At 74.6% G+C, this 17,061-nt stretch carries 13 protein-coding genes; all 13 read left to right on the forward strand.

Annotation, left to right across the window (positions count from 1 at the left end):
* Nucleotides 1-59 precede the first annotated feature (59 nt).
* The 13 genes from ACFVS0_RS12890 to argJ all read left to right on the forward strand — a co-directional run bounded on the left by ACFVS0_RS12890 (nt 60) and on the right by argJ (nt 17,047).
* On the forward strand, nt 60-1,109 hold the full coding sequence (locus ACFVS0_RS12890) for a LacI family DNA-binding transcriptional regulator (protein WP_430588194.1): 1,050 nt from the start codon (nt 60-62) through the stop codon (nt 1,107-1,109).
* 138 nt (nt 1,110-1,247) lie between these two features.
* Entirely contained in the window at nt 1,248-2,531 is a 1,284-nt protein-coding gene (gene speB / locus ACFVS0_RS12895) for an agmatinase (RefSeq protein WP_430550971.1), read from the forward strand.
* Between the two features lie 55 nt (nt 2,532-2,586).
* Nucleotides 2,587-3,783 carry an agmatinase gene (gene speB / locus ACFVS0_RS12900; protein WP_430563093.1) on the forward strand — a complete coding sequence of 399 codons (1,197 nt, stop codon included), beginning with the start codon at nt 2,587-2,589 and terminating at the stop codon, nt 3,781-3,783.
* A gap of 75 nt (nt 3,784-3,858) precedes the next feature.
* Entirely contained in the window at nt 3,859-5,487 is a 1,629-nt protein-coding gene (locus tag ACFVS0_RS12905) for an ABC transporter substrate-binding protein (protein ID WP_430588195.1), read from the forward strand.
* 38 nt (nt 5,488-5,525) lie between these two features.
* On the forward strand, nt 5,526-6,830 hold the full coding sequence (locus ACFVS0_RS12910) for an MDR family MFS transporter (protein ID WP_430550974.1): 1,305 nt from the start codon (nt 5,526-5,528) through the stop codon (nt 6,828-6,830).
* Nucleotides 6,831-6,919: 89 nt separating this feature from the next.
* Nucleotides 6,920-8,971 carry a dipeptide ABC transporter ATP-binding protein gene (locus tag ACFVS0_RS12915; protein WP_430588196.1) on the forward strand — a complete coding sequence of 684 codons (2,052 nt, stop codon included), beginning with the start codon at nt 6,920-6,922 and terminating at the stop codon, nt 8,969-8,971.
* Nucleotides 8,971-9,906, forward strand: coding sequence for an ABC transporter permease (locus ACFVS0_RS12920; RefSeq protein WP_430550976.1), 936 nt, complete (start codon nt 8,971-8,973; stop codon nt 9,904-9,906). The genes ACFVS0_RS12915 and ACFVS0_RS12920 overlap by 1 nt, the downstream gene beginning before the upstream one ends.
* A gap of 5 nt (nt 9,907-9,911) precedes the next feature.
* Nucleotides 9,912-10,907 carry an ABC transporter permease gene (locus ACFVS0_RS12925; RefSeq protein WP_430550977.1) on the forward strand — a complete coding sequence of 332 codons (996 nt, stop codon included), beginning with the start codon at nt 9,912-9,914 and terminating at the stop codon, nt 10,905-10,907.
* Nucleotides 10,904-12,568: an ABC transporter substrate-binding protein gene (locus tag ACFVS0_RS12930; RefSeq protein ID WP_430588197.1), complete on the forward strand. Its 1,665-nt coding sequence runs from the start codon at nt 10,904-10,906 to the stop codon at nt 12,566-12,568. Before ACFVS0_RS12925 ends, ACFVS0_RS12930 begins: the two co-directional genes overlap by 4 nt.
* A complete protein-coding gene (locus ACFVS0_RS12935; protein WP_430588198.1) occupies nt 12,565-13,545 on the forward strand; it encodes an ABC transporter permease in 981 nt (326 codons plus the stop codon). Before ACFVS0_RS12930 ends, ACFVS0_RS12935 begins: the two co-directional genes overlap by 4 nt.
* Nucleotides 13,535-14,380 (forward strand): ABC transporter permease, encoded by an 846-nt coding sequence (locus tag ACFVS0_RS12940; protein ID WP_430588199.1) that lies wholly within the window; start codon nt 13,535-13,537, stop codon nt 14,378-14,380. The genes ACFVS0_RS12935 and ACFVS0_RS12940 overlap by 11 nt, the downstream gene beginning before the upstream one ends.
* Complete coding sequence (locus ACFVS0_RS12945; RefSeq protein ID WP_430588200.1) at nt 14,373-15,908, forward strand: ABC transporter ATP-binding protein; 1,536 nt, start codon at nt 14,373-14,375, stop codon at nt 15,906-15,908. Before ACFVS0_RS12940 ends, ACFVS0_RS12945 begins: the two co-directional genes overlap by 8 nt.
* The gene (argJ, locus tag ACFVS0_RS12950; RefSeq protein ID WP_430550982.1) at nt 15,905-17,047 is read left to right on the forward strand and encodes a bifunctional glutamate N-acetyltransferase/amino-acid acetyltransferase ArgJ; all 1,143 of its coding nucleotides are present in this window, start codon (nt 15,905-15,907) and stop codon (nt 17,045-17,047) included. The genes ACFVS0_RS12945 and argJ overlap by 4 nt, the downstream gene beginning before the upstream one ends.
* The last annotated feature ends 14 nt before the right edge of the window (nt 17,048-17,061 follow it).

Consider the following 17,061-nt stretch of genomic DNA (forward strand, 5'->3'; position numbering starts at 1 on the left):
CGCGGGGCGGGAGGTCGGCACGCCCGTCCCTGGCCGGCGCTCGCGGGTAGGGTCTGCGCATGACGAGCAGGTGGCGTGCCGCGGGCCCGGTCACGCTGAAGGAGGTCGCCGCCGCCGCCGGGGTCTCGGTCGCGACGGCGTCGCACGCACTGACCGGTCGCGGCCGGATGACCGACGCGACCCGCACCCGGGTGCAGCAGACGGCGGACGAGCTGGGCTACGTGGCGAACTCCCTGGCGCGCGGGCTGCGGACCGGTCGCGCCCAGGCGATCGGGATCCACCACCAGCACGCCGCGGCGGCCCTGGCGAAGCCGTACTTCCGCGAGTTCCTCGCGGGCGCCATCGAGACGGCGCACCAGCACGATCTCGACGTCGTGGTCCTCTCCTCCGACGCCTCCCAGCCTCGCGCGACGACCCCGCGGGTCGACGGCATCGTGGTCGTGGACCCGATCGGTGACGACCGGCGGGCCCGCGAGCTGATGTCGATGTCGGTCCCGGTGGTCGCCGGCGAGCACGTGCCGCCGCAGCTGTCGCGGTGCGCGGTGGTCGCGGCCAACCACGAGAAGGCCGTCCGCACCCTGCTCGACGCCGCGGCGGCGCGCGGCGCCCGCCGGCCGCTGCTCGCCGCCCCCGACGCGCACAGCGGGTGGGGCATCCTGCTGCGCGACGTCGTGACCCGCTGGTGCGATGAGCGAGGCGTGACGCCGGTGCTGGTCGAGACCACGTTCGGGGAGCGCTCCGTGGCGCTCCACCGTGAGCTGCTGCGTCCGGTGCTGGCCGCTCATCCCGACGTCGACCTCGTGCTGGGGGCGTCGTCGTTCGTGGTCCGCGGTGCGATGGAGGTCCTCCGGGCGGCGGGCCGGGAACCCGGCCGCGACGTGCTCGTCGCCGCCTGCGCCGACGAGCCGGCTCTGCTCAGCGAGGACCCGCCGGTCTCGGCGATCGAGCTCCCGGCCCACGCACTGGGGGTCGCCTGCGTCCAGCGGCTCGTCGCGCTGATCGAGGGCGAGGAGGATCCGTCGGAGGCGGTCGGGTCGGTGCGCACGGTGCCGGCGCCGGTGCACCTGCGGGAGTCCACCGCGGGGACGCCCGCTCGCGACGGCGTCTGACAAATCGTTTCACCACGGTTACGTCCGAGGTGCGGGCACGTGTCGCGGTCTCGAGCCGTGGTGCCTGGGGTAAAACGTGCGTTTCGGCTCCCCTCGAAGCCTGGATAAACGATTAGGCAGCGCCCTAGCGTCGCCGCCATGACCTCCGAGCACGACACCACGGACGGCGCCGACCAGGACACGACGGCCGGCGCGCACGACGACCACGACGGTCAGGACCACGCGCACGGCGGCGACGAGCACAGTCACGACCGGTGGCCCGAGGGCTTCTGGGAGCAGCCGCGCCGGCTGGGCGAAGGACTGGACGGGCACGGCGCCACGGACGACTACAACGAGGGCCGCACGCCCGGGTTGTTCCACGTCAACCGTCGCCACTCGGGCAGCCACTCGGGCATCCGCACGTTCGCCCGGCTCCCGATGGCACTCACGCCGGAGGACCTCGTCGCCGCGGGCGTCGACGTCGCGGTGCTGGGGGTGCCGTGGGACTCGACGGCGGGCGGCCGGTCCGGCACGAACCACGGTCCGCTCGCGCTCCGGCAGGTCCCGTCGTTCGCCGGTTACGGCTTCCCGAGCAAGCACCTCGACGTGCGGGTCGACCCGTTCGAGGTCCTCACGATGTGCGACTACGGCGACTCGCCGATCCACGTCGGGAACACGGCGGGCACGTTCGAGTCGGTCCGGAAGTTCGTGGGGACCGTGGTCACGTCGGGCGCGATCCCGATCATCATGGGCGGCGACCACGCGATCACGTGGCCGTGCGCGACGGCCGTCGCGGACCACTACGGCTACGGCAAGGTCGGCATCGTCCACTTCGACGCGCACGCCGACGTCGGCACCGACATGAACGGCGCCCTGGCCTCCCACGGCACCCCCATGCGCAAGCTCATCGACTCCGGCGCGGTGCCCGGCAAGAACTTCGTCCAGGTGGGGCTGCGCGGGTACTGGCCGGACCAGGAGACGCTCGACTGGATGGACGAGCGCCAGATGCGCACCCACTTCATGGCGGAGATCGTCCGCGACGGCTTCGACAAGGTCCTCGAGCGCGCCGTCGACGAGGCCCTGGACCAGGCCGACCACCTGTACATCTCGCTCGACATCGACGTCTGCGACCCGGCGTTCGCGCCCGGCACGGGCACCCCGGTCGCGGGCGGCATCACCTCCATCGACGTGCTGCGGGCCGTGCGGCGGCTCTCGGCCGAGGTCGGGATCGTCGCGATGGACGTCGTCGAGGTGGCGCCGCCCTACGACAACGACGGCGAGATCACCGTGCTGCTGGCCAACCGCGCGATCGGGGAGGCCATGACCGGCACCGCGATGCGCCGGCTCGGCCTCACGGGCCCCGACCACGCCGACCCCCACGCGCTCAACCGCACCGCCGACGGCCGGCAGCGCACGCAGGTCTTCCGCGACGCCCCGGCCTGAGCACCACCCGACGCCCCACCCCGACGACCCCCACCCCGACGACCCGAGGACACGCATGTCACACGACCACGACCACTCTCACGACCGGTGGCCCGACGGCTTCTGGGAGCAGCCTCGCCGCCTGGGCCAGGGGCTGGAGGGCCACGGCGCCACCGACGACTTCAACGAGGGACGTCCCCCGGGGCTGCTGTTCGCGAACCGCAAGGCCGAGGGCGGGTTCGCGGGGATCCAGACGTTCGCCAAGCTGCCGGTGGCGCTCACGCCCGAGGACCTGCGGGCCGCCCAGGTCGACGTCGCCGTCCTGGGCGTCCCGTGGGACTCGACCGCCACCGGCCGGACCGGCACCAACCACGGGCCGCTCGCCATCCGGGCGTGCGACTACAAGGGCGGCTACGGGCGCCCGCACTTCTCCCTCGACACCCACGTCGACGCGTTCGACGAGCTGGTGATGGCCGACTACGGCGACGCCCCCGTCTTCGTGGGAAACACCGCGAAGACGTTCGAGGAGGTGCGCAAGTTCATCGGCACGGTCGTCGACGCCGGGGCCGTCCCGATCGTCCTGGGCGGCGACCACGCGATCACGTGGCCGTCGGCGACGGCGGTCGCGGACCATTACGGGCACGGCAAGGTCGGCATCGTCCACTTCGACGCGCACGCGGACACCGGGTCGGACATGCCGGGGTCGCTCGCGTCGCACGGCACGCCCATGCGCCACCTCATCGACTCGGGCGCCGTGCCGGGCAAGAACTTCGTCCAGGTGGGGCTGCGCGGCTACTGGCCCGACCAGCAGACGCTCGACTGGATGGACGACCAGCGCATGCGCACCCACTTCATGGCCGAGATCGTCCGCGACGGCTTCGACAAGGTCCTGGAGCGCGCCGTCGACGAGGCCCTCGACCAGGCCGACCACCTGTACATCTCGCTCGACATCGACGTCTGCGACCCGGCCTACGCCCCGGGCACGGGGACCCCCGAGCCCGGCGGCATCACCTCGAACGACATCCTCCGGGCCGTGCGGCGCCTCGCCGCCGAGGTCGGGATCGTCGCGATGGACGTCGTCGAGGTCTCCCCGCCCTACGACGACCGCGGCGAGATCACCGCCCTGCTGGCCAACCGCGCCGTCCGCGAGGCCATGACCGGCATCGCGATGCACCGCCAGGGCCTCACCGAGCCCGACTACCTGCACCCCTACGCGATCGGCCTGGACGCCGACGGCAACCGCCGCAACCAGGTCTTCCGCACCGCCGACTGACGCACCGCCGACCGCACCGTCCCTGCACCGTCCCCGCACCGCCCTGCCGAGCCAGCTCAGAGAGAGAAGACCACCATGACCTCACGCACGCGCCGTGTGCCCGTCGTGGCGAGGCGCACCCTGGCGCTCCTCGCCGTCGGCACCGTCCTGCTCTCCGGCTGCGCCGGAGGGGAGTCCGGCGACGCCTCCGCCACCGCGGCCGCCCCCACCGACGGCGTGCTGCGGCTGGGGGTGCTCAACGACATCGGCCAGCCGCCGGACCCGGACGTGTACTACTCGGGCAACGGCCTGGCCATCACCACCAACGCCTACGAGGGTCTCGTGCGCTACGAGGCGGGCAACCACGACGCCGCCACCGTGGTGCCGTCGCTCGCGGAGTCGTGGGAGGTCAGCGACGACTTCACCGAGTACACCTTCGTGCTGCGCGAGGGCGTGACGTTCCACGACGGCACCACGTTCGACGCGTCCGCGGTCGAGGCGTCGTTCCAGCGCCGCCTCGACGTGGACGCCGGCCCCGCCTACATGGTGCAGGGCGTCGCGGACGTCGAGGAGGTGGACGACCACACCGTCACGGTCACGCTGGAGCAGCCCAACTCGGCGTTCCTCGACTACCTGGCCTCCCCGTACGGGCCGCGGATGATCAGCCCGACGGCGCTGAAGGAGCACGCGGGCGACGACTTCGCGCAGACCTGGCTGTCGACGCACTCGGCGGGCACCGGCCCGTACGTCCTGTCCGAGGCGGTCGTGGGGGAGGGCTACGAGCTCACCTGGTTCGACGAGTACTGGGGCGACCTCGACCCCACGTTCACCACCGTGGAGCTGCCGGTCTACACCGAGATCTCCGCGATGCAGCTCGAGCTGGAGAACGGCGACCTGCACGCCCTGCTGTCGGGGGTGCCGACGGCGTCGCGCCAGAAGTACCTCGACTCGGAGGCGCTGGAGGCGTTCGCGCTGCCGTCCTTCCAGGTGGGCGTCATGTACATGAACCCGAACCGCGACCTCCTCGCCGACGCCGACGCCCGCCGGACCCTCTTCGAGGGGATCGACTGGGCGGCGCTCATCGACCAGGTCACCGGGGTCAGCTCCGAGGTGGCCCAGGGCTACTACCCGAAGGGCGCCCTGCCCGCCGACGTCGACACCCGCGAGCTCGTGCACGACCCGGCGGCGCTCGAGGAGTGGGTGGGGTCGCTGGCCCCGGGCACCGCGATCCAGATCGGCTACAACGCCGGCGGTTCGGACGCCGAGCAGATGGCCAACATCGTCGCCGCCCAGCTGCAGGCGCTGGGGATGACCGCGACGGTCACCAGCCACCAGTCCTCCGAGGTCTTCGGCGACTTCCCCGAGCACCCGGAGGACGCCCCCGACGTGCTCATCGCGCCTGCCACATGGCCGGACTCCAACAACGCCTACATGCACGGCCACGTCTTCTGGGACGCGGACGGCGGGCTCAACCACCTGCAGTGCTCCGACGAGACGACGACCGGGTTGCTCGACGAGGCCCTCACCACCGGGTCCGCCGAGACGTACGTCGAGGCCGGCGCCGCCGCCTACGAGGCCGGGTGCGCGCCCGTCTTCGCCTGGTCCACGGACTTCATGGTGGCCCAGGGCTGGCTGGAGGGCGTCGAGTCGTCCCACTCCATCGCGGCCCCCGCCACGCTCGACTTCGCGACCCTCCGCATCGACGAGCCCGCGGCCGCCGAGTGACGCGGGCTCCCCGCCCGGCACCGAAGGAGACAGACGCCATGCCCCCGCCCGTGACCGCCGGACACACCCGGCTGCGCGACCTTCCCTCGGCCTTCTGGTGGCTGTGGACGGCGCAGCTCGTGGTGTGGATCGGACGGTTCGTCGTCCCCTACATGACGATCTTCCTCACCTCCTCGGTCGGCATGTCCGCCGGCGAGGCGGGGCTCGTGGTCGCCGCGTACGGGGTCGGGGTCGTGGTCTCGTCCCTCGCGGGCGGGGTGCTCGCCGACAAGGTCGGGCGCCGGCGGGTGCTCCTCGCCGGCGAGCTGCTGAGCGTGGTGGCCCTCGTGGCCATCCCGATGGCCGACAGCGCCGGCCTGATCGCCGTCCTGCTCACCGCGTACGGCCTGTTCAACGGCACCTGCGGTCCCGTCATCCAGACCATGGTGGGCGACCTCGTCGAGCCGCAGCACCGGCGCACCGCGTTCAACTACAACTACTGGGCTGTCAACCTCGGGTACGCCATCGGCCCGCTCGCCGCGGGGTTCATGGCCGAGGTGTCCTTCTCCCTGCTGTTCTGGTGCCAGGCCGGGCTCGTGCTCGTCTCCGTGGGCGTCATCGCCGCCAAGGTCCCCGAGACCCGCGTCCAGCTGCCCGAGGAGGCGCCGACGACGGACGGTGCCGCGCGCGAGCCCGGCCGGGCCGGGCGCGGCGGCCTGCTGTCCGTGCTCCGCGACCGCACCTTCATGACCTTCGCCGCGGTGATGTTCGTGTACTCGATCGTCTACGTGCAGTCCACCACCACGCTGCCGCTGGTCATGACCGAGCAGGGGCACCCGTCCAGCCACTTCGGCATCCTGCTCACCCTCAACGGCGTGCTGCTGTGCCTGCTGCAGCTGCCCACCGCGCGGCTGTTCAACCGCTGGTCGCGCGACCTGGTGATCGTCCTCGCGATCACCCTCACGGCGGTGGGCGTCGGCCTGCAGTCGTTGGCCGCCACCCTGCCGATGTACTTCGTGACCGTCGCGATCTGGACCCTCGGCGAGATGGGCTCCCACCCCCAGGCGACGTCGATGACGGCGGACCTCGCCGACCCGCTCCGGCGCGGGCGCTACCAGGGCGTCTACGGGCTCACCCACTCGCTGGCGACGGCGGTCGGGCCGGTCGCCGGCGGGTTCGTGCTGGACGCCTACGGGTCGCAGGTGCTGTGGCTCGGCGCGTCCGGGCTGGCGCTCGTCGTCGCGGCCCTGCTCGCGATCACCGCCCGGTCACGGCAGCGCCGCGTCGCCGAGGTCACGGCCCTCGACGCCGCCCGCCGCGCCGCGCTGCGCCCGCGAGCGCCCGCGGAGGCCGGCCACCCCTAGGCCTCGCCCGGCCCGCCCCCGTCACGCCCGTCCTCCCGCTCGTCCCGCCCGCTCGTCCCCGCCGCACCAGCAACGAAGGAGCCGGTCCCATGGATGTCGCCGCACCGCCCTCCACGGGCACGCTGCCCGACCCGGGCCCCGTCAGCACCGTCAGCACCGTCAGCACCGCCGATCCCGTCGCCCGGCTGCGCGGGCTGGACGTGAGTCTCGAGCGCCACGGGGTCCGTTCGCAGATCCTGCACGGCGTCGACCTCGAGATCGGGCGCGGCGAGATCGTCGGCGTCGTCGGGGAGTCCGGCTCCGGCAAGAGCGTGATGAGCATGGCGATGCTCGGGCTCCTGCCCGAGTCGTCCCGCCCCCGGATCGACGGCACCCTCGAGGTGGCCGGGCTGGACCTGCGGACGGCGTCGCCCGGTCGGCTGCGCGAGGCCCGGCGCAGCCGCCTGGGCGTGGTCTTCCAGGACCCGATGACGTCGCTCAACCCGACGATGACCGTCGGACGGCAGGTCGCCGAGAAGGCCGGGTCGCCGGACGAGGCCGTCCGGCTCATGCGCGAGGTCGGGATCCCGCAGCCCGAGCGCCGGTACCGCTCCTACCCGCACGAGCTCTCCGGCGGGCTGCGGCAGCGCGTCATGATCGCCATGGCCCTGGCGGGCCGGCCCGAGCTGGTCGTGGCGGACGAGCCGACCACCGCCCTCGACGTCACCGTCCAGGCGCAGATCCTCCGGCTGCTCGCGGGGCTGCGGGACGACGTCGGCTGCTCCGTCGTGATGATCACGCACGACCTGGGCGTCGCCGCGCAGGTCGCCGACCGCATCGCCGTCATGTACCGGGGGCGGATCGTGGAGATCGGGTCCACGGAGCAGGTGCTGGAGCACCCTCGGCACCCCTACACCCTGGGGCTGCTCGGGTCCCGGCTGTCGCTGGACTCGGACCGGACGCGGCCGCTGTGGAGCCTCCCCACCGAGATCACCGGGGCCACCTCGGCCACGGGGGCAGCCGGGGGCGGGGGCGGGTGCGCGTTCAGGGCGCGCTGCCGGTTCGCCGTCGAGTCGTGCGGGGCCGGCGCCCCGCCCCTGGACGCGGCCGGCGAGCACGGCGCCGCGGGGCACCGCGTCGCGTGCTTCGAGTCCGCCCGGCTCGGCGACCAGGGCGTCACGCGCACCCTGCTCGACCCGCTGCCGCCGCTGCCGGAGCCCGACCGCGGCGCGCCCCTGATCCAGGCGGCGGAGCTGACGTGCACCTTCCAGGTCCGCGACGAGCGCGGCCGCAAGGCGCGGCTCGGCGCGCTGCGCGGCGTCACGTTCGACCTCCAGCCCGGCGAGTCGGTGGCCGTGGTGGGCGAGTCGGGGTCGGGCAAGTCGACGCTGCTGCGGGTGGCAGGGCACCTCGAGAAGCGGTTCACGGGCTCGGTGCGCGGCCCGAGCGGCACCGACGTGCAGATGGTGTTCCAGGACGCGGGCTCGTCGCTCACGCCGTGGATGACGATCCGGGAGGTGCTGCACGAGCGCCTGCCGCGCCGCACGGACCGGGCGGAGAAGGAGCGGAGGGCCCTCGCGATCCTCGACCGTGTCGGGCTGCCGCCGGCGGTGCTCGACGCCCGTCCCGGCGAGCTCTCGGGCGGGCAGCGCCAGCGGGTGGTGCTGGCCCGCGCCACCATCGTGCCGCCCCGGGTGCTGCTGTGCGACGAGCCGACGAGCGCCCTGGACGTGTCGGTCGCGGCGAACGTGCTCAACCTCGTCAACGAGATGCGGCGCGAGCTGGGGATCGCGGTCATGTTCGTCACGCACGACCTCGCCGTCGCGCGCATCGTCGGCGACCGGATCGCCGTGATGTACCTCGGCCGCATCGTCGAGGTGGGCCGGGCGGACGACGTCATCGCCCGCCCGCAGCACCCGTACACGCGCAACCTCGTGGCCGCCGTGCCGCAGCCGGGCGTCACGGTGGAGCCGTTGCCGGGCGAGCCCGCCAGCGCGCTCGACCCGCCCACCGGCTGCGCGTTCCACCCCCGGTGCCCCGTCGCCGTCCCCGAGTGCTCGAGCACCCTGGTCGGGATCCAGCTCACCGCCGTCGACGGGCGCCCGTCCGCCGACGTCGCCCGCCGCCACGAGGTGGCCTGCCTCCGCCGAGGAGAGATCTGATGGCCGACGTCCTGACCCGCACCGACGACCGTCCACCCCCCGGGGCTGCGTCCGGCCCGCCCGCCGCCGCGCCGCACCCGGCGCCGCGATGGCGCCTGACCGCCCGCCGGGCGTCCGGCGGCACGAACACCCGCGCCCGCCGGGCGCTGGACTGGACGCTCATCGGCCTGCTCGTGGCCCTCACCGTCCTGGCCGTCGTCGCCCCGCTCGTCGCGCCGCACGACCCCGTCCAGCCGGTCGGCCCGCCCAAGCTCCCGCCGCTCTCCGAGGGGTTCCTGCTCGGCACCGACCAGATCGGCCGGGACACGTTCTCCCGGGTCCTCGTCGGGCTCCGGACGTCGTGGCTGCTGTCCATCGCGGTCACGGCGGTCGGGCTGGCCGTGGGGTCGCTCGTCGGCGTGGTCGCGGGGGTGGCCGGCGGGTGGCTCGACGCGCTGCTGATGCGCACCACGGAGGTCTTCCTCGCGCTGCCGTCCATGCTGGTGGCCGTGGCCGTCGCGGCCGCCCTGGGGCCGGGCCTGTTCAACACGTTCCTCGCGGTGAGCATCGTCTGGTGGCCGTACTACGCCCGGATCGTGCGCGGCGAGGTGCGCGGCATCATGGCCCGGCCGCACGTGGAGGCCGCCCGCATGGCCGGCGTCGGCCGGGCGCGGCTCGTCCGGCGGCACGTGCTGCCGGGCGTGGTGCCCACCGCGATCGTCACCGCCAGCCTCGACATCGGCAACGTCGTGATGGTGCTGGCGTCCCTCTCGTTCCTGGGGCTGGGTCAGCCGGCGCCCGCGCCGGAGCTCGGCGCGGACACCTCGCGGGCGCTGGTGGAGATCCTCGACGCCTGGTGGATCCCGCTCGTCCCCGGCGTCGCCGTGATGCTGCTCGGCCTGCTGTCGAACCTCGCCGGGGACGCGCTGCGCCACCGGCTCGCCCACCGGAGGTGATGTCCATGTCCCGTCTGCGCTTCGTCGGCGTCCGTCTCGCGTCGCTGCTGGGTCTGCTGGGGGTGCTGTCCCTGGTGCTCTTCCTGCTGCAGGAGGTCTCCGGGGCCGACCCGGTCGCGGCCACGATCGGCGGCAACGCCTCCCCGGACGCCGTCGCCGCCGCGCGCGAGCGCCTCGGCCTCGACGACCCCGCCCCCCAGCGCTACCTCGCGTTCCTCGGCGGCCTGCTCACGGGCGACCTGGGCACCTCGTTCCGCACCCGCCGCCCGGTGGCCGAGGACATCATGGCCTACCTGCCCGCGACGCTGGAGCTCGTGCTGGTCGCCTTCCTCCTCGCGCTCCTGCTCGGCGTGCTCTTCGCGGTGTCGAGCATGCTGCGCTGGCCGCTGTCGGGGCTCTTCCGGGGTCTGCTGTTCGTCGGCTCGGCGGCGCCGACCTTCATGCTCGGCATCGTCGGCATCATCGTGTTCTACAAGCTGGCGGGATGGTTGCCGGCGTCCGGGCGGGGCGGTGTCACCGACGGCCCCACGGGCATGAGCGTGCTGGACAGCGTCCTCGCCGGCGACCCCGCGGCCACGGGCGACGCGCTCGCGCACGTCGTCATGCCGGCCCTCGCCCTCGCCGTCGGCCCGGCGCTGGCGGTCGGCCGCGTGCTGCGCTCCAGCCTCACCGAGACCCTGCGCTCCGACCACGTCCGGACCGCCACGGCGAAGGGCCTCACCGAGTCGCAGGTGCTGCGCGGGCACGTGCTGCGCAACTCCCTCGGCGCGTCCCTGTCGATGGGGGCCCTGCAGCTCGGGTTCATGTTCGGCGGGGTGCTGCTCGTCGAGGGCGTCTTCACCTGGGGCGGCCTCGGCTCGTACCTGTCGGCCAGCCTGCCCGTGTCCGACTTCCCCGCCGTGGCCGGCGTCACGTTCGTCCTCGGCGGCCTGTACGTTGCCGTCAACACGGCCGCCGATGTCCTGCAGTCCGTCGCCGACCCGAGGATCTCCGTCTCTTGAGCACCCCAGCGCCTGCCCAGCCCGCCCAGCCTGCCCAGCCAGCCCTGCCCGCCCGCACCGCCGGCCCGCGCCGCCGTGGCCCGGCGGCCACCACCACCGTCGTCCTCCTCGCGCTGTCCGGCTGCGCGCTCGACGCCCCGGCCGGCACGACGACCGACGACCCGACCACCCTCCGGCTCGCCGAGACCGGCGAGTACGACACCCTCAACCCCCTCGAGTACCCCCTGGGCATCACGTCGAAGCTGTACGACGGGCTCGTCGCGGTGGGGCAGGACGGGGAGCTCGAGCCCGGGCTGGCCACCGAGTTGCCGGTGCCGGGCGACGACCTCACGACGTGGACGGTCACCCTCCGCGAGGGCGTCACCTTCAGCGACGGCTCGGCGTTCGACGCCGACGACGTGGTCGCGGCGTACGACGCCGTGCGCGACCCGGCCCGGGGCTCCTGGATGAGCGCGGACTACGCGATGATCGAGGAGGTCGTGGCCACCGGCCCCGCCACCGTCCGGTTCGAGCTGGCCTACCCGTACGCGGGCCTGCCGGCGCGGCTCACGCTGGGCATCCCTGCCTCCGAGGCGCTCGGCGCCACCGTGGTCGACTCGCCCCTCGCGGACGAGCCGGTGGGCACCGGCCCGTACGTGCTCGCCGAGTGGCGTCGCGGCGAGTCCCTGACGCTGGAGGCGCGCGAGGACTGGTGGGGCGGCGCCCCCGAGGTCACGACCATCCACCTGGCGTTCGTCGCCGACGAGAACGCCCGCGCGCAGCGGGTCCGCTCCGGCGACGTCGACGGGGCCCAGCTCTCGCCGAGGACGGCGACGGAGCTCGACGGCGTCGCGGGTCTGGAGCTCGTGACCAACCCGTCGGGCGACTTCCGCGCGATCTCGCTGCCGCAGACGCTGCCCTTCTTCGCCGACCCGGACGTGCGGACCGCCCTCAATCTCGCCACCGACCGGCAGGCGATGGTCGACGGGATCCTCGCCGGGCACGGCGAGGCGATCGCGACGCCGTTCACCCCCGCGCAGGGCGACGCCTACGAGCAGACGGCCACGTTCGAGCACGACCCCGACGCGGCCGCGGCGCTGCTGGACGAGGCCGGGTGGACGCTCGGGGCGGACGGCACCCGCGTCAAGGACGGGGTCCCGTTCGCGTTCACGGTCATGTACTTCGCCGAGGACACGCTGCGCCGCGACGTGGCGCAGGCGTTCGCCTCCGACCTGGCCGGCCTCGGCATCGACGTCTCCCTGGAGGGCGTCGACCGCCCCTACGCCGTCACCGCGATGGACCAGAAGGCCTTCGTGCTCGGCGGGGGCGACATGCCGTACGACCCGGACGCCCAGGTCTACCGGCAGCTGCACTCGGACTACGCCGTCTTCGACACCGACGACGCCTACTCCAACCCGTCCGGCTACGCCGACGACGAGGTGGACCGCCTGCTGGAGGAGGCGCGCCGCGAGCCCGACGCGGACGCCCGCGCCGCGACGTACCGGCTGCTGCAGGAGCGGCTCGTGGAGAACCCGCCCCTGGTCACCGTCTTCGCGCTCGAGCACACGTACGTCGCCCGCGGCCTCGACGCGTGGGACGGCGTGGGGCACGTGCTGGAGCCGCACGAGCACGGCGTGGCGTGGGGCCCATGGTTCGACGTGCAGCACTGGACGCGCCGGTGACGCGGACCGTCGCCGCGCTGCGCCTGACCGGCCGGCGGCTCGGGTGGGCCGTGCCGCTCGTCGTGCTCGTGAGCCTGGCCGTGTTCGCGCTCGCCGCGGCCTCGCCCACCGACGCGGCGTCGGCGTTCCTGGGTGCCCGCGACGAGTTCACGGGCGGTGCGGCGCGCGGCGGCGTGGAGGGGCTCGTGGCGGGGACACCGTGGCTCGACGCCTGGTGGCGGTGGGTCACCGGGGCCCTCGGCGGCGACCTCGGCACCTCCACGACCGGCCGGGCGCCCGTCGCAGCGGTGGTGGCGGCGCGGCTGCCCTGGACGTTGCTGCTCATGGTCTCCGGGCTGGTCGTCGCCGTCCTCCTCGCCGTGCCGGTGGCGTTGCTGGCCGCGCTGCGCCCGCACGGGGTGCTCGCCCGGCTCCTCACCGGCGGCCTGTGGGCGCTCTCGGCCGTGCCGGCGTTCCTCGTCGCGATGGTGCTGATGAGCGTGCTGTCGCTCGGGCTCAGCTGGTTCCCGGCCGGAGGGCTGACCGACCCGGGCGCCCCGGTGACGGCCGCGCAGGTGGGCACGCACCTGGTGCTGCCGGTGCTCGCCGTCGCGGCGTCGCAGCTGCCCTGGATGGCGCTCCACCTGCACCGGGGCATGGCCGAGCACCTGCGGACCCCGTCCACCGAGGCCGCCCGGCTGCGCGGGGTCGCGGAGTGGCGGGTGCTGCTCCGCCACGTGCTGCCGACGGCGGCCGTCCCGACGCTCGCGATCGCGGGCGCGCGGCTGCCGGAGGTCGTGGCCGGGTCGGTGCTCGTCGAGGAGATCTTCTCCTGGCCCGGGCTGGGCAGCGCGCTGGTCGACGCCGCGCTCGCCCAGGACTTCACGCTGCTCGCGGCCTCGACGGTGCTGCTCGTCGTGGTGGCCGTGGTCGGCGGGCTGCTGGCCGACCTCTGCCTCGTGCGGATCGACCCGAGGACGGACGCCGATGCGCTCTGACACGCTCCCCGCCCGCCCCGTCCGTCCGTCCCGGCTGCTCCGCCCGGTGCCGTGGCACGCGCTCGCCGCCGGGGGCCTGGCCCTGCTGGTGGCCTACGCGGTGGTCGTCCCGCTGCTGCCCGTCGACATCGACCACGTCGACTACGCCACCGGCGCCACCGGCCCGTCGTGGGCGCACCCGTTCGGCACCGACCTCACCGGGCGCGACCTGTTCGTGCGCTCCGCGCACGGGCTGCGCATCTCCCTGCTCGCGGCGCTCGCCGGCGCGACCAGCGCCGTGGTCGTGGGCGCCCTGGTGGGCGCCGGCTGCGCGCTGGCGGGCGGGCGCCTGGACCGCTGGGGGATGCGGATCGTGGACGGCGTCAACGCCGTGCCGCACCTGCTGCTCGGGATCGTGGTCGCGTCCGTGCTGCGCGGGTCGTTCCTCACCATCGTGCTGGTGGTCGCCGCCACGCACTGGACCCAGACGGCCCGCCTCGTGCGCGCCGAGCTCCTGGCGGTCGGGACGTCGGACTTCTACCGCGCGGCGGTCGCGCAGGGGTTCACCCGGCGCCAGCTGCTGCGCCACCACGCGGTGCCGCGGGTCGCCGCGCAGCTCGCCGTGGCGCTGGGCCTGCTGGTCCCGCACGCCGTCTGGCACGAGTCCACGCTGACGTTCCTGGGCCTGGGGCTGCCGCCGCACGAGCCGTCGCTGGGTGTGCTCCTCGACCTGGGGCAGCAGGCGCTGCTCTCCGGGGCGTGGTGGACGCTCGCGGCCCCCGCGGGGCTGCTCGTCGCCGTCACCGTCTGTCTCTCCGGCTGCCTGGCAGGCCGGACGAAGGAGCACCATGACTGACGCCCCGCACCTCGACGTCGCGCACGACCCCGCCTCGGTCTCCGTGCGGGGTCTGACGGTCACCCACGGGGACGTGCCGGTGCTCGACGGCGTCGACCTGGACCTCGTCCCCGGCGAGGTGCACGTGCTGCTCGGACCCTCGGGCGCCGGCAAGACCACCGTGCTGTCGGCGCTGACCGGGGCGCTCCCGCGGCGGTCGCGCGCCACCGGCACCGCCGTCCTGACGGCGGGCCGCCGACAGGTCGACCTGCTGGCCGCGTCGGCCCGCACCCACCGTCGGGCCGTGCGCGGGCGGCTGGTCGGGATCGCGCCCCAGGGGGCGGGCGCCGCGTTCACCCCGACGTCGACGATCGCCGCCCAGCTCCGTGAGGCGCAGGGGGTGGCGGCGCCGGGCCGGGCACGACTCGGCGCCGCGCACCCGCACCGCGTGACCGGCGGCGGGCAGCAGCTCGTCGATCTCGCCCACACCGCCGGCGTCGACCCGGCGTGGCTGCGCCGCTACCCGCACCAGCTCTCGGGTGGCCAGCTCGCGCGGCTGAACCTCGTCGCGGCCATGGTCAACCACCCGCCCGTGCTCCTCGTGGACGAGCCCACGTCCGGGCTCGACGACGACGCGGCGCAGACGGTCGGGCTGCTGCTGTCCGCCTACGCGGGGGCCGGGCACAGCGTGCTGGTCGTGACGCACGACCTCGCGCTGGCCCGGCGCAGCGGCAGCACCGTCACGCGCCTGGCCGCCGGGCGGGTCGTCGCCCGGGGGAGGGCGGACGAGGTCGTCGCCGGCGTGGCGCCCGCGCCGCGCGAGGCGGCCGCCCTCGACCCGGACGCCCCTGCGCTGGCCGCGCACGCCGTGGCCGTGCGGCGGGGCGGCGCCGCCGTCCTCGGCCCCACGGACCTCGCCGTCCGACGGGGCGAGGTCGTCGGGCTCACCGGCCCGTCCGGTGTGGGCAAGTCGACCCTCGCGTCGGTGCTGGCCCAGCTCGAGGTGCCCGGCGCCGGGCACGTCGCGGTGGCGGGGGTGCGCGTCGACGGCGCGGGCCTCGACCTGCCGCCCGCGCAGCGCCGGCGGGTCGGCTGGGTGTCCCAGCACCCCCGCACCGCGGTGGACGACCGCCTGACCCTGCGCCAGGCGATCGAGCTGCCGGCGCGCCTGGCCGGGCTGCCGGTCGACGCGGTCGCGCTGGCGCGCGACGTCGGGCTGGGCCCCGGGCTGCTCGCGCGCCGCCCCCACCAGGTGTCCGGCGGCGAGCTGCAGCGCGCGTGCGTCGCGCGGGCCCTGGCCCTGCGGCCGGAGTACCTCGTCCTCGACGAGGCGACGTCCATGCTGGACGCGGGCACCGCCGCCGACCTGCTCGCCGTCGTCGACCGCGCCGCGCGGGCGGGGACGGGCGTGCTCCTCGTGAGCCACGACCTCGGTACCCTGCGGTCGCTGTGCGACCGCGTGCTCACCCTCCGCGAGGGCGCTGACGGCGCCGTGCTCGCCCCGATCGACAACGAACCCGTCCCGACCCGCGAGAAGAGCACACGATGACCACCACCGTCGCCGGATTCCACGGCACGACCGGCAACGTCGGCGTCAAGGACGGCGTCCCGGACGCCAGCCTCGTGTACGCCCCCGGAGCCACCACCTCGTCCGCCGTGTTCACGCGGTCGCGGTTCGCCGGGCCCAGCGTGCGCGTGAGCCGGGAGGCCGAGACCCGCGCGCTGCGCGCCGTCGTCGTCGTGTCCGGCAACGCGAACGTCGCCACCGGCGCGCGCGGCGCCGACGACGCGCGGGAGCTCCAGGAGTGGGCGGCCCGGACCGCCGGGTGCCGCCCGGAGCAGGTGCTCGTCGCCTCGACGGGCGTCATCGGCGTGCCGTACCCGATGGCGGGCATGCGCGACGGCCTGGCCGCCCTGCCCGCGGCCGGTCCGGTGGACCTCGACGCCGTCGCCCGCGCGATCATGACGACCGACACCCTCCCCAAGGTGTCCGAGCGTCGCGTCGGGGAGGCCCGCATCGTCGGGATCGCCAAGGGCGTCGGCATGATCGAGCCCGACATGGCGACCATGCTGTCGTTCGTCTACACCGACGCCGAGGTGCCCGCCGACGACCTCGACCGCGTCTTCCGGGCCGTGGTGGAGCGCACCTACAACGCCGTGAGCATCGACACCGACACGTCCACGTCGGACACGGCGGCAGTCTTCGCGTCGGGGCTGGCGGGCGCTGTCGACCTCGACGCCTTCCACGCGGCGCTCCTGGAGGTCTGCACCGACCTGGTGACCGCGATCGCGTCCGACGGCGAGGGGTCCTCCACGCTGATCCGGGTGCGCGTGACCGGTGCCCGCGACGACGCGCAGGCCAAGCGGGTGGGCAAGTCGGTGGTCAACTCGCCGCTCGTGAAGACCGCCGTGCACGGCGCCGACCCGAACTGGGGTCGCGTGGCGATGGCGGTGGGCAAGTGCGACGAGCCCGACATCCTCGAGGAGCGGGTGCGGATCGCGTTCGGTGGCATCGAGACCTTCCCCGACCTGCCCACGCCGGAGCGCCGCCGGGCCGTGGAGGAGTACCTCGGGGGCGACGACGTCCTCATCGAGGTCGACCTCGGCATCGCGTCCGGGGACTTCACGGTGTTCGGCTGCGACCTCACCGCCGGGTACGTCCGGATCAACGCCGACTACACCACCTGAGCGCCATACTGACG

It is taken from the genome of Isoptericola sp. NPDC058082 (assembly GCF_042885055.1).
GTDB lineage: Bacteria > Actinomycetota > Actinomycetes > Actinomycetales > Cellulomonadaceae > Isoptericola.

Coding starts and splice junctions, on each gene's coding strand:
- ACFVS0_RS12925 (WP_430550977.1), top strand. CDS start 9,912: ATGTCCCGTCTGCGCTTCGTCGGCGTCCGTCTCGCGTCGCTGCTGGGT.
- ACFVS0_RS12940 (WP_430588199.1), top strand. CDS start 13,535: ATGCGCTCTGACACGCTCCCCGCCCGCCCCGTCCGTCCGTCCCGGCTG.
- ACFVS0_RS12915 (WP_430588196.1), top strand. CDS start 6,920: ATGGATGTCGCCGCACCGCCCTCCACGGGCACGCTGCCCGACCCGGGC.
- ACFVS0_RS12920 (WP_430550976.1), top strand. CDS start 8,971: ATGGCCGACGTCCTGACCCGCACCGACGACCGTCCACCCCCCGGGGCT.
- ACFVS0_RS12905 (WP_430588195.1), top strand. CDS start 3,859: ATGACCTCACGCACGCGCCGTGTGCCCGTCGTGGCGAGGCGCACCCTG.
- ACFVS0_RS12910 (WP_430550974.1), top strand. CDS start 5,526: ATGCCCCCGCCCGTGACCGCCGGACACACCCGGCTGCGCGACCTTCCC.
- speB (WP_430550971.1), top strand. CDS start 1,248: ATGACCTCCGAGCACGACACCACGGACGGCGCCGACCAGGACACGACG.
- speB (WP_430563093.1), top strand. CDS start 2,587: ATGTCACACGACCACGACCACTCTCACGACCGGTGGCCCGACGGCTTC.
- argJ (WP_430550982.1), top strand. CDS start 15,905: ATGACCACCACCGTCGCCGGATTCCACGGCACGACCGGCAACGTCGGC.
- ACFVS0_RS12945 (WP_430588200.1), top strand. CDS start 14,373: ATGACTGACGCCCCGCACCTCGACGTCGCGCACGACCCCGCCTCGGTC.
- ACFVS0_RS12890 (WP_430588194.1), top strand. CDS start 60: ATGACGAGCAGGTGGCGTGCCGCGGGCCCGGTCACGCTGAAGGAGGTC.